Source organism: Kitasatospora sp. NPDC051914 (assembly GCF_040680995.1).
GTDB lineage: Bacteria > Actinomycetota > Actinomycetes > Streptomycetales > Streptomycetaceae > Kitasatospora.
Genome location: NZ_JBFAXX010000009.1, coordinates 99760 through 116698, shown reverse-complemented (window position 1 = coordinate 116698; position 16939 = coordinate 99760). Strand labels below are relative to the sequence as shown.

Genomic DNA, 16939 nt, shown 5'->3' with positions numbered 1-16939 from the left:
GGGGAACGCGAACCGCGCTGCTCCCCGCGCCCCCACCCGGTCAGGCCGCCGGCCCCGAGGGGCGCTTGTAGCCGCGCTGCCACTGCATCCCGAAGCCGTACAGCCGGTCCAGATCCGACTGGAAACCGTGCACGTAGCGCACCTCGCGGCGGACGGTCAGCTGCCCGTCGCCGGAGTTCTCGATCAGCACCACCGCGCAGGAGCGGGCCGCCGGTGCCCGTTCGTCCAGCTTGATCTCGATCCGCGGGCCGCTCTGCGGCACGATCGTCACCGTGGCGTGGGCGTGGCCGAAGGCCGGGGTGTCGTCGTAGATGTAGACGAAGATCAGCAGCCGCCGGAACTGGTCCTTCTTCTCCAGGTTGATGTACATGGTCTCGCCGGACGGCGCACCGTAGACGTCGTCACCGCTGAGCTTGATGTACGGCGGCCGGGTGAGGTCGCCGAACAGGCCGCCCAGCGGCTGGACCACTCCACGGGTGCCGTCCGTGAGTTCGTACAGGCAGGCCAGGTCGAGGTCGACGCTGACCGGCGCCCGGTCCTGCGACTGGGGCGTCATCGGCCGCAGGTTCCGCAGGTCGAACAGCTTGCGCAGACCTCCTCCGCCGCCGCTCGGGCGATCGACCGAACGGGTGGTCCAGTGCAGGTTCACGTAGAGGTATCCGGTGGTCGCAGCCGCACCTGTCAGCGCGTGCGACGGTTGGGACTTGGTCAGCGTGACCTTGAACTGCCCCCCTGAGTCGACACCGCTGCGGTCCCCCTTCAGGAACTCCCACACCGAGACCATGGCGTCCGTCCTCCCCCTCCCCCGGCCCTCCGGCCGGTGGTCGCCCTCCGCAATCGTCGTACTCCGTATCGTCCCATCAGAGCCATACCCCGGCATCGACGATGAGCCACCGTCAGACCCCCGCCTGGCGGTGGATCGCCGCCTCCCGTACGATGCCGGGCCTCCGGACGCGATATCGTCGGTGCCGCACAGGAGTCCCCGTCGTCTCGTGCGGTGGCGTCCACGACGCTTCGTCAGGACCTCGCCCCGCGCGGGCCATCCCCTGTGCCCGACCGCGTTCCATCCCCCTGTACTGCGGAATTCGAGGCCCAACCCACGATGAACCTCTCCTCCATACAGCTGGTCTGGGCCGTCATCGGCGGCGCTGCCCTGCTGTTCACCGCCATCCTCGTGGCCGTGCTGCGCGTCAAGAACAACAAGGTCGACGAGAACACCGACTCCTGGGAGCGCAGCGAGGAGCGCCGCCGCCGCAAGGAGGCGGTCTACGGCGGTGCCTCCTACGTGCTGCTGTTCTGCTGCGCCGGCGTGGCGGCCGCGCTGTCCTTCCACGGCCTGGTGGGCTTCGGCCAGCAGAACCTCGGCCTGTCCGGCGGCTGGGAGTACCTGGTGCCGTTCGGCCTGGACGGTGCGGCGATGTTCTGCTCGGTGCTCGCGGTGCGCGAGGCCAGCCACGGTGACGCGGCGCTCGGCTCGCGCCTGCTGGTGTGGCTGTTCGCGGTCGCCTCGGCGTGGTTCAACTGGGTGCACGCCCCGCGCGGAGGCTCGCACGACGGCGCACCGGAGTTCTTCGCCGGCATGTCCATCTCGGCGGCGGTGCTGTTCGACCGGGCGCTGAAGCAGACCCGCCGGGCGGCGCTGCGCGAGCAGGGCCTGATCCCGCGGCCGCTGCCGCAGATCCGCATCGTCCGCTGGCTGCGAGCGCCCCGCGAGACCTACGCGGCCTGGTCGCTGATGCTGCTGGAGAACGTGCGCAGCCTCGACGAGGCGGTCGAGGAGGTCCGCGAGGACCGTCAGGCGAAGCAGGAGGCGAAGCTGCGGGCCCGCTCGGCGGACCGCCGGGAGCGCGCCGAGCTGAAGGCGATCGCCCGCTCGCAGGGCGGCATGCTGTCCCGGGCCCGCGGCGGCCGGCAGGTCCCGGCGCTGACCGCGGCCGGCTCGGCCGACTCCTCCGCTACGGAGCCTGCTCTAGCCGACGAGGACCCGATGGCCAAGGTCGGCCCCTCCGCCCTGGAGCCCGCAGCCCTCACCGCCGGCCGGCGCCCCCGCGCCGCGGTCGGCAGCTCGTCCAGCATCGACCTGACCGTGGACGAGGACACCCTGGCGATGCCGAAGCTGGACTCGCTGGAGCGCAAGCTCCGCGCGATCGAGCAGCAGCTCGGCTGACCCGTTCCACCGCGAAGGGCCCCGCACACACCGTGTGCGGGGCCCTTCGGTCTGCCGGGCCGGCCCGGGCGGCCGGTCGGCGGGGTCAGACGGAGGTGGTCTCCGGGGCGGGCGACTCCAGCGCCTGCTCGCGCTTGTTGCGGACCACCGAGGAGGCCAGCGCGGCACCGATGAAGCCGACGCCGATCAGGCCGGTGACGATCTCCGGGATGTGGTACTCGATCGAGGCCAGCAGGATGACCGCCAGCGCGCCGATCGCGTAGTGGGCGCCGTGCTCCAGGTAGACGTAGTCGTCCAGGGTGCCCTTGCGGACGAGGAAGACGGTCAGCGACCGGATGTACATGGCGCCGATGCCCAGACCCAGGGTGATCATGAAGATGTCCTGGGAGATGGCGAACGCGCCGACCACGCCGTCGAAGGAGAACGAGGCGTCCAGGACCTCCAGGTAGAGGAAGAGGAAGAACGCGGCCTTGCCGCCGACCTGGACGATCGACTTGCCGGTCTTCTCGGCCTCCTCCTCGGCCTCCTCCTGCGCCTCCAGCCCGTGCTCGAAGACGCTGGAGAGGCCGTTGACGGCGAGGTAGGTGGCGAGGCCCATCAGGCCGGCCAGCAGCACGGTCTCGGCGTGCTCGCCCGCGAAGAGGCGGGCGGAGACGGCGAGCACCACGAGCGCGATGACCGAGGAGAGGGCGTCCAGCTTGCCGATCTTCTCCAGCGGCTTCTCCAGCCAGCGCAGCCAGTTGAAGTCCTTCTCCTCGAAGATGAAGTCGAGGAAGATCATCAGCAGGAAGATGCCACCGAACGCGGCGATGGCCGGGTTGGCCGCCTCCAGGTAGTCGGCGTAGGTCTGGCCGTTGTAGGTCTTGCTGGAGTCGAGGGCGAGCTCGATCACCGTGCCGGGGGCCAGGTGGGCCGTCAGGCCGACCACCAGCAGCGGGAAGATCAGGCGCATGCCGAAGACGGCGATCAGGACGCCGATCGTCAGGAAGATCTTCTGCCAGAAGGGGTTCATCCGCTTCAGGACGGTGGCGTTGACGACGGCATTGTCGAACGAGAGGGAGATCTCGAGGATCGAGAGGATCAGCACGACGCCGAACCCTTCGGCCCCCCAGATCAGGCCGGCGGCGATCAGGCCGGCGATCGTGATGGCGAAGGACCATCCGAATGTGCGGAGGAACACGGGGTCAGTTACCTTTCGAATTCATGTACACGGGCGACTTTTCGGCGGCGGACTTTACTGGACGTTTACTCCGAAATCCAGGGCGATGCCGCGCAGGCCCGAGGCGTAGCCCTGGCCGACCGCGCGGAACTTCCACTCGCCCTGGTACCGGTACAGCTCGCCGAAGATCATCGCGGTCTCCGTGGAGGCGTCCTCGGTGAGGTCGTACCGGGCGATCTCCCGGCCGTCCGTCAGGTTGACCACGCGGATGTAGGCGTTGGACACCTGCCCGAAGTTCTGCAGGCGGGCGTCGGCGTCGTAGATCGACACGGCGAAGACGACCTTGTCGACGTGGACGGGCACCAGGTCGAGGTTGACCTGGACGACCTCGTCGTCGCCGTCGCCGTCGCCGGTGAGGTTGTCGCCCTGGTGCTCGACCGAGCCCTCGGGGCTGCGCAGGTTGTTGTAGAAGATGAAGTACTCGTCGCCGAGCACCCGCCCGCCCGAGCACAGCAGGGCGCTGGCGTCCAGGTCGAACGGTGCGCCGGTGGTCGAACGGGCGTCCCAGCCCAGTCCGATCTGCACCTGCGTCAGGTTGGGCGCGGCCTTGGTCAGCGAGACGTTGCCGCCCTTGGCCAGCGTGACTGTCATCTGTGGTTCCTCCCAGTCCCCCCGTCCCCGGGGCTCCCTCGATGCCGGGCCGGCTCCGGCCCCGCGGCCGGCACGACGGGACGTACCCCAGAACTACGCCCCCGCACCGCCGCGCGATCCCGCACGCCGACCTGAACTTCCTGAACTACCCGCCCGCACCGCCGCGGACAGGCAGCGGCCGGGGCCGGTACGGGAGTGCACCCGTACCGGCCCCGGCCAAGAGTATGCAACCGCCTCCGCGGTCAGACGTTCACGCCGAAGTCCTGCGCGATGCCGCGCAGGCCGGAGGCGTAGCCCTGGCCGATGGCACGGAACTTCCACTCCGCGCCGTTGCGGTAGAGCTCGCCGAAGACCATGGCGGTCTCGGTGGAGGCGTCCTCGGAGAGGTCGTACCGGGCGATCTCGGCGCCGCCGGCCTGGTTGATCACGCGGATGAAGGCGTTGCGGACCTGGCCGAAGTTCTGCTGACGGTTGTCGGCGTCGTAGATCGAGACCGGGAAGACGATCTTGGCGACCTCGGCGGGGACGCCGGCCAGGTTGACCTTGATCTGCTCGTCGTCGCCCTCGCCCTCACCGGTGAGGTTGTCACCGGTGTGCTCGACCGAGCCGTCCTGGCTGGTCAGGTTGTTGAAGAAGACGAAGTCGGCATCGGAGCGGACCTTGCCCTGGTCGGTGCAGAGCATGGCGCTGGCGTCCAGGTCGAAATCGGTGCCGGTGGTGGTGCGGACGTCCCAGCCGAGGCCGACGATGACGGCCGTCAGGCCCGGGGCCTCCTTGGTGAGGGAGACGTTGCCGCCCTTGCTCAGGCTGACACCCACTAGTCCTCCAAAGGTGCGGGAGGCACGTGCCGGTGCCCCCGGTGGTGCGGGACCGGGTGCCGCTGTACGGGCACCCGTCCTGCCAACGGCCCGATCGTAGTGCCGGGTTCCCCGTCGGTCACCGATAACGACCGGCGCGCCCGGACATCCGTCCGAACGCGCCGGGGCCGGGGGCGTTCAGGCTCAGAGCGCGCCGAGGGCGGCCAGGTACTCCTGCTCGTCGCGGGCGTCCGGCAGGCCGTTGACGACCGTCCAGCGCACCGCGCCGGCCTTGTCGATCACGAAGGTGCCGCGCACCGCGCAGCCCTTGGTCTCGTCGAAGACGCCGTAGGCGCGGGAGACCTCGCCGTGCGGCCAGAAGTCGGAGAGCAGCGGGTAGTCCAGGCCCTCCTGGTCGGCGAAGATCCGCAGCGAGAACGGCGAGTCGTTGGAGACCGCCAGCACCTGGACGTCGTCGTTCTGCAGGCGCGGCAGTTCCTTCTGGATCGCGCAGACCTCGCCGGTGCAGACACCGGTGAAGGCGAACGGGTAGAAGACCAGGACGACGTTCTTCTCGCCCCGGAAGTCGGAGAGCTTCACCAGCTCGCCGTGCTGGTTCTTCAGCTCGAAGTCCGGAGCCTGGGTGCCGACCTCGATGGCCATGGTGGGACCTTCCTCATCGTGGTGCCGCAGCCGCGGTGCGCGGCTGCGGGACAGGGGCATCCTCGCATCCGTCCGGGTGGCTTCGGCCGTTCGGGTGAGGGTCGCGGAGGCCCGGCCCCATGGTTTCGCCCTCGGTGAACATCCGCACCGGCGGCAGCCACAAGGTGCGGTGGCATGCGGAAGGGCCCCGCTGGAGGATGCTCCAGCGGGGCCCTTCCGAGGTCGTGCCGTGCGGTCAGCGCTTCCCGGTGCGCGCGGCCTTCGGGGTGGCCAGGCGGGTGCCGGCCCAGTCCTTGGCGACCGCGACCGAGCTGGTCTGCGAGAGGCCGGCGGTCTTGGCCGCGTCGGCGATCTCGTGCGCCTCGACGTGGCCGTCGCGGCCGGTCTTGGGCGTCAGCAGCCAGATCAGGCCGCCCTCGGCGAGGTACTCCAGCGCGTCGACGAGGGCGTCGGTGAGATCCCCGTCCTCCTCGCGGTGCCACAGCAGGACGCCGTCGGCGACGTCGTCGTAGTCCTCGTCGACGAGATCGCTGCCAGTGATGTCCTCGATGCCCTCGCGGAGCTCCTGGTCACAGTCTTCGTCGTACCCGAGCTCCTGGATGATCTGGCCTTCTTCGAAGCCGAGACGAGCTGCCGGGTTGGACTTGTCCGCGGGGTCCGCGGTCGCGCTCACGGGAATAACCTCCAGTATTCGGCTCGGCATCCATGCCGAGGCTGTGGGCGTAGTCCACACGTGCGCGGCGGTTCGCGCAAGTACCCGACACCCGATCCCACCCAAAGGTTGACGTGTGGAAGGGGGACACGCCGAGTGATGTGGTGTGAATCACACCCGTTTGCCCTTCTCTGTCCCGACCAATCATGCTTCGGGCTCCACCCCTGGTCCAGCAGGCGCCGCACGCGTGCCCGAGATGCGAACGGCATTCGGGGTCACCGCTCCGGCGGGCGTAGAGTCTCCTGTTGGCCCTCAGCCCGACCGCCCTTCCGGGGCGGGAGGACACCAGGTCGGACCACCTCTTCGTAACACCACACCCGGGGGTGCGCAGAACGGGCGACGAAGCCCGCCGCACACCCCCCGACCGGCCCGCCCACCAGGCGGAACGGTTACCGATCGGTAGAGATGACGGATCTCCGAGTCGCGGTACACGATGGAGGCGGCGCGACACACCTCAGTTTCGACCGACAGTGAAGGAACAGCGTGGCTTCCGGATCCGATCGCAACCCGATCATCATTGGCGGCCTTCCGAGTCAGGTCCCGGACTTCGATCCCGAGGAGACCGCGGAATGGCTGGAGTCGCTCGACGCGGCCATCGACGAGCGGGGGCGTGAGCGCGCCCGCTACCTGATGCTCCGCCTGATCGAGCGCGCCCGCGAGAAGCGTGTCGCCGTGCCCGAGATGCGCAGCACGGACTACGTCAACACCATCGCGACCAAGGACGAGCCGTTCTTCCCCGGCAACGAGGAGATCGAGCGCAAGATCCTCAACGCGACCCGCTGGAACGCGGCCGTGATGGTCTCCCGGGCGCAGCGTCCCGGCATCGGCGTCGGCGGCCACATCGCCACCTTCGCCTCCTCCGCGTCCCTGTACGACGTGGGCTTCAACTACTTCTTCCGCGGCAAGGACGCCGAGGGCGAGTCCGGCGACCAGATCTTCTTCCAGGGTCACGCCTCCCCCGGCATCTACGCCCGCGCCTTCCTGCTGGACCGACTCACCGAGCAGCAGCTCGACGCGTTCCGCCAGGAGAAGTCCAAGGCTCCCTACGGCCTGTCCAGCTACCCGCACCCGCGGCTGATGCCGGACTTCTGGGAGTTCCCGACCGTGTCGATGGGCCTCGGCCCGCTCGGCGCGATCTACCAGGCCCGGATGAACCGGTACCTGGAGCACCGCGGCATCAAGGACACCTCGGACAGCCACGTCTACGCCTTCCTCGGCGACGGCGAGATGGACGAGCCCGAGTCGCTCGGCCAGCTCTCCCTGGCCGCCCGCGAGGGCCTGGACAACCTGACCTTCGTGGTCAACTGCAACCTGCAGCGCCTCGACGGCCCGGTCCGCGGCAACGGCAAGATCATCCAGGAGCTGGAGTCGCAGTTCCGCGGCGCCGGCTGGAACGTGATCAAGCTGGTCTGGGACCGCAGCTGGGACCCGCTGCTCGCGCAGGACCGCGACGGCGTCCTGGTGAACAAGCTGAACACGACGGTGGACGGCCAGTTCCAGACCTACGCCACCGAGACCGGCGCGTACATCCGCGAGCACTTCTTCGGCGGCGACCTGCGCCTGCGCGCCATGGTCGAGAACATGTCCGACCACGAGATCCAGCACCTGGGCCGCGGCGGCCACGACCACCGCAAGGTCTACGCCGCGTTCAAGGCCGCCCGCGAGCACAAGGGCCAGCCGACGGTCATCCTCGCCCAGACGGTCAAGGGCTGGACGCTCGGCCCGAACTTCGAGGGCCGCAACGCGACGCACCAGATGAAGAAGCTGACGGTCGAGGACCTGAAGCGCTTCCGCGACCGCCTGCACCTGCCGATCACCGACAAGCAGCTGGACGAGGGCTACGCGCCCTACTACCACCCGGGCCGCGACTCGGAGGAGATCCAGTACATGCACGACCGCCGGCGCGAGCTCGGCGGCTACGTGCCGACCCGCAAGGTGCGCCCGCGCAAGCTGGAGCTGCCGGGCGACGACGCGTACAAGGCGGTCAAGAAGGGTTCCGGCAACCAGACCATCGCCACCACCATGGCGTTCGTCCGGCTGCTCAAGGACCTCATGCGGGACAAGGGCATCGGCAACCGCTTCGTGCCGATCGCGCCGGACGAGTACCGCACCTTCGGCATGGACTCGCTCTTCCCGTCCGCCAAGATCTACAACCCGCTCGGCCAGACCTACGAGTCGGTCGACCGCGAGCTGCTGCTGGCGTACAAGGAGTCCCCGACCGGCCAGATGCTGCACGACGGCATCTCCGAGGCGGGCTGCACCGCCTCGCTGATCGCCGCCGGCTCGTCCTACGCCACGCACGGCGAGCCGCTGATCCCGGTGTACGTCTTCTACTCGATGTTCGGGTTCCAGCGCACCGGCGACCAGTTCTGGCAGATGGCCGACCAGCTGGCCCGCGGCTTCGTGCTGGGCGCCACCGCCGGCCGCACCACGCTGACCGGTGAGGGCCTGCAGCACGCCGACGGCCACTCGCACCTGCTGGCCTCGACCAACCCCGGCGTCGTCGCGTACGACCCGGCGTACGGCTACGAGATCGCGCACATCGTGCAGGACGGCCTGCGCCGGATGTACGGCTCCAGCGCGGAGTTCCCCAACGGCGAGGACGTCTTCTACTACCTCACCGTCTACAACGAGCCCATCAAGATGCCGGCCGAGCCGGAGGGCGTCGACGCCGACGGCATCCTCAAGGGCCTGTACCGGCTCAAGGGCGGCGAGGCCGGCGCCATCCCGGCGCAGATCCTCGCCTCCGGCGTGGCCGTGCCGTGGGCCCTGGAGGCCCAGCGCATCCTCGCCGAGGAGTGGAACGTCAAGGCCGACGTGTGGTCCGCGACCTCGTGGAACGAGCTGCGCCGCGACGCCGTCGAGGCGGAGGAGTTCAACCTGCTCCACCCGGAGGAGCCGCAGCGCGTCCCGTACGTGACCGCCAAGCTCCAGGGCGCCGAGGGCCCGTTCGTCGCCGTGTCCGACTGGATGCGCGCGGTGCCGGACCAGATCTCGCGCTGGGTGCCGGGTGCGTGGCAGTCGCTGGGTGCGGACGGCTTCGGCTTCGCCGACACCCGCGGTGCGGCCCGCCGCTTCTTCCACATCGACGCGCAGTCGGTCGTCCTCGCGGTGCTCACCGAGCTCGCCAAGCAGGGCAAGGTCGAGCGCAGCGTGCTGAAGTCCGCGATCGACCGCTACCAGCTGCTCGACGTGGCCGCGGCCGACCCGGGCGCGGCCGGCGGCGACGCCTGATCCGCCGATCCGGTCCGGAGGGCCGGCCACCCCGCACGGGGTGGCCGGCCCTCCGGCGTTACCGCCTCAGGAGACCGTGAAGGTGTTGAGGACGGTGGAGAACTGCTGTCTGGTGGCCGTCCAGTCGTCCTCGGGCGAGGACATGTAGATCGCGTACTCGGTGCCGTCCGGGGCGACGAAGGCCTGGTCGACCGCGTGCCGGGTCCCGCCCTGCCGGTCACTGAAGGTGAACTCCCACAGGGCGCCCTCGTAGCCCTGGTAGACGTTCGCCCGGAGGGCGAGGCGGGTGTAGTCGGGCTGGGCGGAGACGGTCTGCTCCAGCTCCAGGAAGTGCGCCTCGGGGGACTGCGTGGCGCCGGGCGTCACACCGAAGCGCAGCAGGTGGACGCCGCCGTCCGGCGAGTAGTCGATCTGGCCGCCGGACTCGCTCCGGGTCCAGCCCTGCGGGACGGCCACCCGGAAGCCCGCCGGGTCGTCGCTCCAGCGGAAGCCCGCCGGCGCCGGGGTGCCGGCGGGTGCGGGCGTCGGGGTCGGCGTGGGGGTGGGAGTGGGAGTGGGAGTGGGAGTCGGGGTGGGAGTGGGGCTCGGCGTGGGGGTGGGAGTCGGCGTGGGCGTCGGCGTCGGCGTCGGGGTGGGGGTGGGGGTCGGCGCCGCGGAGGTCGTGGTGCCGGCGGCGGGCGGGGTCGGGTTGTCCGAGCCGCCGAGCAGGGCGAAGGCGAGCCCGCCGGCGAGCGCCGCCACCAGTACCGCCGCGCCGATGATCAGTGCCCTCCTGCGGCGCCTGGCCCTGGCGGCCTCGGCCTCCTCCGGCGGCGGGCCCGCCGCCGACGCCCCGGCGGCCGCCGCTCCGGCCGCGAGCGGCACCGCGAGCGACGGCGGCGGCGGTGGGGCGGGCACGGGTGTCGGAGGGGTCTGCACGGTGGGCAGGCCGAGCACCGGGGTGGCCCGCTCGGTCGGCAGGTGGCCGGAGTGTCCGCCCGTGCCCGCCACCTCGTGCAGCACGGCCAGCGTCTCGCCGGCGGTGGGGCGCTCGGCCGGGTCCTTGCGGAGCAGCGCCGTCAGCACGGGGGCGAGCGCCCCGGCGTTCCGCGGCTCGGGCAGGGGGTCGGCGACCACCGCCTGCAGGGTGCTCATGGTGGTCGTCCGGTGGAACGGCGACTGCCCCTCGACCGCCGCGTAGAGCGTCGCTCCGAGCGACCAGAGGTCGGACTCGGGGCCGGGGCGGTGGCCGGTGACCCGCTCGGGGGCGACGTAGTCCGGCGAGCCGACGATGTCGCCGGTGCGGGTGAGGCCGGGCGAGCCGGCCAGCACGGCGATGCCGAAGTCGGTGAGGACGGCCCGGCCGCTGCGCTCCAGCAGGATGTTGGCGGGCTTCACGTCGCGGTGCAGGACGCCGTGCCGGTGCGCCTCGTCCAGGGCCGCGACCACCTGCTCGCCGATCCTGGCGGCGTCCCGGGGCAGCAGGGTGCCCTCGTCGCCGATCACCTCGGCGAGCGAGCGGCCGTCGACCAGCTCCATGACGATCCACGGCCGGCCGTCCTCCTCCAGCACGTCGTAGACGGTGATGACGGAGGGGTGGTTGAGCATGGCGGCCGCCCGGGCCTCCTGTTCCATGCGGGCCTGGAGGGCGGGGAGGTCCTCCTCGGGGAGGCCGGCGACGCTCAGCTCCTTCACCGCGACCTCGCGGGCGAGCTTGCCGTCGTGGGCGACCCAGACGGTGCCCATGCCGCCGCGGCCGAGGCGGCGTCCGAGCCGGTAGCGCCCGGCGAGAAGGCGGCCGCCCGGCTCTGGTTGTCGCCCGCTCGCCTCCGGGCTGTTCTGTCGCCCGCTCGCCTCCGGGCCCTCTGAACCCGGCGCCGACGGTCGTCGCTCCGTCGCTTCGCTCCCGCGCTCCTCGCTTTCGGCACCGGCGGGCCCTTCGGCTCGGGGCGGTGTCGCTCCCGCGCTCGTCCCCCCTGCCGCGCCGGCGGGCTCTTCGGCTCGGGGCGGGGCTTCGTTCCCGCGGTCCGTCCTTTCGGTGTCCGCGGGCCCTTCGTCCGAGCCTCCGCCCGGGCCGCCGTCCGCTGGGTGCATGGCCGTCCCCTGTGCCCCGTCCGAAGTCCGTCCCGCCGCTCCGGCCGGACGGCCCCGCCCGGCTCCCAGTCTGGGGCCGGTGCTCGGGCCCGGCGACCGGGAGCGGCGGGGCTGTAACGCACCGCACCCGGCCGGGTGCGGGCTCCCGGCCGGGTGCGGAGTGGGTCGTACGAGGGTGTGCGCGGGCGTCAGATGTGGACGGCCGGGCCCGCCTCGTTGGCGCCGCGCTTGGTGAGCAGGCCGAGGGCGGCCGCGGCGACCGCGACCACGGCGGCCACCACGAAGGCGAGCGACATGCCGCTGACGAAGGAGGTGTGGACGGCGTTCGCCATCGCGTCCACCGCCTGCTGCGGGGTGCCGGCCGGGGCGGGCGGGGCGATGCCGAGCTGGGCGGCCTGGCTGAGGCCCTCTGCCTGGGCGCCCTGGACGGGCGGCAGGCCGGCCTTCGCCCAGTTCTCCGGCAGGACGTCGGTGACCTTGGAGGCCATCACCGCGCCGAGGACGGCGGTGCCGAGGCTGCCGCCGACCTGCATGGCGGCCTGCTGCAGGCCGCCGGCGACGCCGGAGAGCTCCAGCGGGGCGTTGCCGACGATGACCTCGGTCGCGCCGACCATGACCGGGCTCAGGCCGAGGCCCATCAGCACGAACCAGAGCGACATCACGCCGGTGCCGGAGTCGGTGTCGAGGGTCGACATGCCGAGCATGGCGGCGGTGGTGAAGAGCATGCCGGCCACGATCGGGATGCGCGGGCCGAGCTTGCCGATCGCGGCACCGGCCACCGGGGCGCCGACGATCATCATGCCGGTCATCGGCAGCAGGTGGACGCCCGCGTCGACCGGGGCCATGCCGTGCACGTTCTGCAGGTAGAAGGTGACGAAGAAGACGCCGCCGAAGAAGGCGAAGGCCATCAGCACCATGAGCAGGGTGCCGGCGGACAGCGGCACCGAGCGGAACAGGCTGAGCGGGATCAGCGGTTCCTTGGCCTTGGTCTGCCAGAACGCGAAGGCCGCCATCGCGAGCACCGCGCCGCCGAGGAAGACCAGCGTCGCCGGGTCGCCCCAGCCCCAGACCGGGGCCTTGATGATGCCCCAGACCAGCATGAACATCGCGCCGGAGAGCAGCACGATGCCGGGGATGTCGAAGGACTTCGCCGCGTTCTCGACCTTCACGTCGCGCAGGATCCACAGGCCGAGCGCCAGGGCGAGCACGCCGACCGGGATGTTGATGAAGAAGACCGACTCCCAGTTGACGTGCTCGACCAGCAGGCCGCCCACGATCGGGCCGGCCGCAGTGGAGGCACCGATCACGCCGCCCCAGATGCCGATCGCCATGTTGAGCTTCTCGGCCGGGAAGGCACCGCGCAGCAGGCCCAGCGCCGCGGGCTGCAGCAGCGCGCCGAACAGGCCCTGCAGCACGCGGAACAGGATGACCGTCTGGATGCTGCCGGCGAAGCCGATGGCGGCCGAGGTGGCGGCGAAGCCGGCCGCGCCGACCAGGAAGGTCGACTTGTGGCCGAACCGGTCGCCGATCTTGCCGGCGGTGATCAGGAAGACCGCGAGCGCCAGCAGGTAGCCGCTGGTCACCCACTGGATGTCGGCCGGCGAGGCGCCGAGGTCGGCCTGGATGGCCGGGTTGGCGATGGCCACGACGGTGCCGTCGAGGGCCACCATCATGACGCCCACGGCGACGGTGAGCAGGGTCAGCCAGGGGTGGCCCTGGAGGCCTCGGGCACCGCTCGGCGGTGCCCCGGCGGACTGCGGGGGCGCGTCCGCCTTCCCGGTCTTGACGACGGACGAACTCATGACTGCCCTCCGGGGGCCGGGTCGGACGAGGGTGACGGGGTGTGGCGCCGCGGGCCCACCCGTCCCCACGGCTGTCCGGCCCTGCGGCGCCACTCGCGGGAACATTATGTCAGTCGCTGACATTAGGCAATTCATGCCGTACGCCTGGAACTGACATATGGCAGAGCCGCTATCGTGGTACCCGTCCCGCCCTGCCAGAAAGGCCCCTTGCATGGCCCTGCCGCTCACCCCCTCCCGCACCGGCAAGCAGGCCCCGTCCGACTGCCGGGTCCTCGGACTGCGCGAGCGGAAGAAGCAGCGCACCAGGGACTCCCTGGTGGCGGCCGCGCACGGGCTGTTCCTCAGCCAGGGCTACGCCCGCACCACCGTCGACGAGATCGCCGCGAACGTGGACGTCTCGCAGCGCACCTTCTTCCGGTACTTCGCCAACAAGGAGGAGGTCGCGCTCGCCGTCCTCGCCGACGCCGAGGACTACTTCGTCGACTGCCTGCGGCACCGGCCCGCGGAGGAGACGCCGCTGCAGGCCATGCGGGCCGCCATCACCCAGACCTGGCAGGTGCTGAGCCTGGACGAGGGCAGCGCGCCCGGCGGCGTCCAGGCCGCCCTGGAGCTGATCGACCTCATCGAGTCGACCCCCGTCCTGCTCGCCGCCCACCTGCGGCGCACCATCGAGCAGGAGGGTGTGGTGACGGCGATCCTCGCCGAGCGCGAGGGCCTCGACCCGGCCGCCGACGTCCGGCCCCGGGTGCTGGCGGCGGCCTTCGGCGCGGTCATCCGGGTCTCCCACCTGTCCTGGACGGCGGACACCGCCGCCCACGCCGCCGGCCCCGACGGCATGATCGCCATCATCGAACGCCACCTCGACCAGCTCGGCCCCGCCCTCGCCGGTCCCTGGCGCAGCTGAGACCCACGGGGCCGACGAGGGGCACGGCTGCCTGTCGGCCCCCGCGCCTAGGCTGGGCGGCATGGTGACGTTCGATCAGTTCCTGGAGATGGGCCTGGCCCTGCCCTCGGCCACCGAGCGGCTGACCTGGGAGACCGAGGTGACGCTGCGGGTCGGCGAGAAGATCTTCGCGATGGCCTCGCCCGACTCCGGCCGGGTTTGTGTCAAAGCCACCAAGGAGGAGCAGGCCGCCCTCCTCGCCGAGGCCCCGGAGACGTACGGTGTGGCTCCGTACGTGGGCCGGCACGGCTGGGTACTGGTGGATCTCACGCGGGTCGGCGCCGAGGAGCTGCGCGAGCTGGTCACCGAGGCGTGGCGCAGCACCGCGCCCAAGCGGCTGGTCCGGGCGTTCGACGCCGAGCGGGCAACCTGACGCCACACCAGGTCCCTCGTGTGTGTGACCCATCGCACGGTTTAGACTCTGCTCACCTCCAGCTCGGGCGTTCTACCCTGGCTGGCATTGCAGTCGTACCACCGTCGGGCAAGGCCCGCTGTCACGGTCACCGGCCCGAGGGAGAGTACGCCCATGCAGCGCAGGCGGGTCAAGCGCATGCTGATAGGCGCTTTCGCCGCCTCCGCCGTCCTGTTGGACGCCGGGGCGGCCGCCGCACAGGCAGCCGCCTCCAACGAGCAGGTCGCGATCACCACTCCCCCGGCCGGCAGCGCCGCCTGGGTCGAGGACGAGTCCCTCGGCCGCCCGCTGCCCGACCCCGCCACCGCGAGCGCACCCGCCGTGGCCGCCTTCTTCGCGGGCCTGGACGAGGCCGAGCAGAACCGCCTCGCCGAGGTGTACCCGCTGGTCGTCGGCAACCTCGACGGCGTCCCGGTGGAGCTCCGCTACCGTGCCAACCGGATCGCGGTCACCGCCGAGCGGGACGCCGCCCGGGCCCGCTCCCTGGACGAGCGCCTCACCGCTGCCGAGCGGGCCGCGGCCGGTGTGCGCGCCGACGACACCGAGCGGCTGCTGAAGCCCGGCCGCCAGCTCCTCGCCTTCGACCCGCGCGGCCGCGGCCTGGTCAGCGAGGTCTACGGCGATCTCGCGACGGCCGACCGGGTCTCCGTCCTGGTGCCGGGCTCGGACGCCGACCTCGCCCACTTCGACCAGTCCGCGGACCCGCTGCGCGCGGTGACCGGCATGGCGCGGGCGCTGCTCGCCGAGGAGCGCAGGCAGGCCCCCGGAAGCCGGACGGCCGTGATCGCCTGGACCGGCTACGTGACCCCGTCCGGGCTGGGCCCCGACGCCGTCACCGCGCGGCTGGCCGAGGCGGCGGCCCCGCGGCTGCTGCGGCTGCTCGCCGGCCTGAAGGAGACCGGCCGCGCCTCGGCGCCGCCCACCCTGTTCTGCCACTCCTACGGCTCGGTGGTCTGCGGCACCGCAGCCCCTGCCGTCCGGGCCGGCGGCACCACGGACATCGTGGTCTTCGGCAGCCCCGGAATGGGCGTGGAGACGGCGGGCGAGCTGGGCCCGGGCGTCCGGGTGTGGGCGACCCGCAACCCCACCGACTGGATCGGCAACGTGCCGTACCTGGAGTTCGGCGGGTTCGGGCACGGCGCGGACCCGACCACGCAGGAGTTCGGCGCCGTCGAGGTCTCCTCGCAGGGCTCCAACGGCCACACCGGCTACTTCGCGGAGGGCACGCAGAGCCTGCACAACTTCGGTGCCATCGCCCTCGGCGACTACGGGGACGTCACCCGCCGCCAGCCGTAGCACCCGCCTCCGGCGGCCCGTACAGGGCGAGCGCCTCGGCGGCCGCCCGGCGCAGCTCGTCCTGGACCCCGGGCGGGGAGAGCACCTCGACGTCGGCGCCGAAGGCCAGCAGGGAGCGGGCCGCGGGCAGGGCCCGGAAGCCGAGCACCGTCCGCAGCCAGGCGCCGTCGCCGACCGGGACCACCGGGGCGAGCACGTGGTTGGCGTGGATGCGCAGCACCAGATCGGCCCGCTCGCGCCGGATGCGGACGGCCACCTCGACCTCGTCGGGTATCCGCTCCACCTGCTCCCGCAGTCCTTCCCACACCTCGGCGAGCTGCAGGCCGGGACGCCGGCGCACCGGCTCGTCGAGGACCTCGGCGGTGAGCGTCCGCTCGGCGCGGAACAGCCGCGGCGCCCCGTCCAGGTCGGCCACCAGGTACCAGACGCCTGCCTTGTTGACCAGGCCGTACGGGTCCAGGGTGTAGTCGCTCGGCCCGCTCGCGCCGCTGTGGCGGTAGCCGAGCCGCAGCCGCCGGTCGGCGAAGACGGCGCTCTGCAGGGCGCCGAGGTCGGCCCGGGCGGCGGGCTCTGGGCGCAGCCAGCGGGCCGGGTCGACCAGGATGCGCTCGCTGGTGGCCTCGGCGGCCGGGCGGTGCGGCGCGGGCAGTGCCGCCATCACCTTGCGCAGGGCGGAGCCGATCGCCTCGCCGAGGCCGAGCGCCTCGTGCGCGCCCTGGGCGGAGAGCACGAACAGTGCGCGGGCCTCGTCGCCGGTCAGGCCGGTGACGTCGGTGCGGTAGCCGGGCAGCAGGTGGATGCCGCCGTGCCGGCCGCGTTCGGCCCAGACCGGGACGCCGGCCGCGGAGAGCGCCTCGACGTCCCGGTAGACGGTGCGGACGGAGACCTCCAGCCGCGCGGCGAGCTCGGGTGCGGTGACCCGCCCGCGGGTCTGCAGGAGCAGCAGGATCAACAGCAGTCGGTCGGCTTTCACCGGCCGAAGAATAAACCTGACGGGGGATGTCAGGTATCGCGGGGAGAGTGTCCGCCG

14 protein-coding genes are annotated in these 16939 nt (G+C 71.8%); 5 read left to right on the top strand and 9 right to left on the bottom strand.

Annotated features, from left to right (window positions below; translation table 11 throughout):
- Positions 1 to 40 precede the first annotated feature (40 nt).
- Entirely contained in the window at positions 41 to 784 is a 744-nt protein-coding gene (locus AB0M03_RS08770; protein ID WP_363489946.1) for a Tellurium resistance, read from the bottom strand.
- A gap of 318 nt (positions 785 to 1102) precedes the next feature.
- Here AB0M03_RS08770 and AB0M03_RS08765 point away from each other — a divergent pair, with 318 nt between their 5' ends.
- Positions 1103 to 2167: a DUF2637 domain-containing protein gene (locus tag AB0M03_RS08765; protein WP_363489944.1), complete on the top strand. Its 1065-nt coding sequence runs from the start codon at positions 1103 to 1105 to the stop codon at positions 2165 to 2167.
- Between the two features lie 85 nt (positions 2168 to 2252).
- On the opposite strand, the gene AB0M03_RS08760 is transcribed toward AB0M03_RS08765, so the two are convergent.
- The 5 genes from AB0M03_RS08760 to AB0M03_RS08740 form a co-directional block, all read right to left on the bottom strand.
- On the bottom strand, positions 2253 to 3347 hold the full coding sequence (locus tag AB0M03_RS08760; RefSeq protein ID WP_363489942.1) for a DUF475 domain-containing protein: 1095 nt from the start codon (positions 3345 to 3347) through the stop codon (positions 2253 to 2255).
- 54 nt (positions 3348 to 3401) lie between these two features.
- Positions 3402 to 3977, bottom strand: coding sequence for a TerD family protein (locus AB0M03_RS08755; protein WP_363489940.1), 576 nt, complete (start codon positions 3975 to 3977; stop codon positions 3402 to 3404).
- A 242-nt stretch (positions 3978 to 4219) separates the two neighbouring features.
- Positions 4220 to 4795, bottom strand: coding sequence for a TerD family protein (locus tag AB0M03_RS08750; protein WP_363489938.1), 576 nt, complete (start codon positions 4793 to 4795; stop codon positions 4220 to 4222).
- A gap of 183 nt (positions 4796 to 4978) precedes the next feature.
- Complete coding sequence (locus AB0M03_RS08745) at positions 4979 to 5437, bottom strand: peroxiredoxin (protein ID WP_363489936.1); 459 nt, start codon at positions 5435 to 5437, stop codon at positions 4979 to 4981.
- Positions 5438 to 5672: 235 nt separating this feature from the next.
- Positions 5673 to 6110, bottom strand: a complete 438-nt coding sequence (locus AB0M03_RS08740) for a DUF3052 domain-containing protein (RefSeq protein WP_363489934.1) — start codon at positions 6108 to 6110, stop codon at positions 5673 to 5675.
- Between the two features lie 522 nt (positions 6111 to 6632).
- Here AB0M03_RS08740 and aceE point away from each other — a divergent pair.
- Entirely contained in the window at positions 6633 to 9383 is a 2751-nt protein-coding gene (gene aceE / locus AB0M03_RS08735; protein WP_363489932.1) for a pyruvate dehydrogenase (acetyl-transferring), homodimeric type, read from the top strand.
- 66 nt (positions 9384 to 9449) lie between these two features.
- On the opposite strand, the gene AB0M03_RS08730 is transcribed toward aceE, so the two are convergent.
- Both AB0M03_RS08730 and AB0M03_RS08725 read right to left on the bottom strand, forming a co-directional pair.
- The gene (locus AB0M03_RS08730) at positions 9450 to 11456 is read right to left on the bottom strand and encodes a serine/threonine-protein kinase (protein WP_363489930.1); all 2007 of its coding nucleotides are present in this window, start codon (positions 11454 to 11456) and stop codon (positions 9450 to 9452) included.
- 188 nt (positions 11457 to 11644) lie between these two features.
- On the bottom strand, positions 11645 to 13258 hold the full coding sequence (locus AB0M03_RS08725; protein ID WP_363489928.1) for an MFS transporter: 1614 nt from the start codon (positions 13256 to 13258) through the stop codon (positions 11645 to 11647).
- A gap of 211 nt (positions 13259 to 13469) precedes the next feature.
- Here AB0M03_RS08725 and AB0M03_RS08720 point away from each other — a divergent pair, with 211 nt between their 5' ends.
- From AB0M03_RS08720 to AB0M03_RS08710, 3 genes are all read left to right on the top strand, one after another.
- Positions 13470 to 14162 carry a TetR family transcriptional regulator gene (locus AB0M03_RS08720; RefSeq protein ID WP_363489926.1) on the top strand — a complete coding sequence of 231 codons (693 nt, stop codon included), beginning with the start codon at positions 13470 to 13472 and terminating at the stop codon, positions 14160 to 14162.
- A gap of 61 nt (positions 14163 to 14223) precedes the next feature.
- Positions 14224 to 14574 (top strand): MmcQ/YjbR family DNA-binding protein, encoded by a 351-nt coding sequence (locus tag AB0M03_RS08715; RefSeq protein WP_363489924.1) that lies wholly within the window; start codon positions 14224 to 14226, stop codon positions 14572 to 14574.
- A gap of 153 nt (positions 14575 to 14727) precedes the next feature.
- On the top strand, positions 14728 to 15909 hold the full coding sequence (locus AB0M03_RS08710; RefSeq protein ID WP_363489922.1) for an alpha/beta hydrolase: 1182 nt from the start codon (positions 14728 to 14730) through the stop codon (positions 15907 to 15909).
- Here the strand turns inward: AB0M03_RS08710 and AB0M03_RS08705 are convergent.
- Positions 15890 to 16882 carry a YafY family protein gene (locus AB0M03_RS08705; protein WP_363489920.1) on the bottom strand — a complete coding sequence of 331 codons (993 nt, stop codon included), beginning with the start codon at positions 16880 to 16882 and terminating at the stop codon, positions 15890 to 15892. The genes AB0M03_RS08710 and AB0M03_RS08705 overlap by 20 nt on opposite strands.
- Between the last annotated feature and the right edge of the window lie 57 nt (positions 16883 to 16939).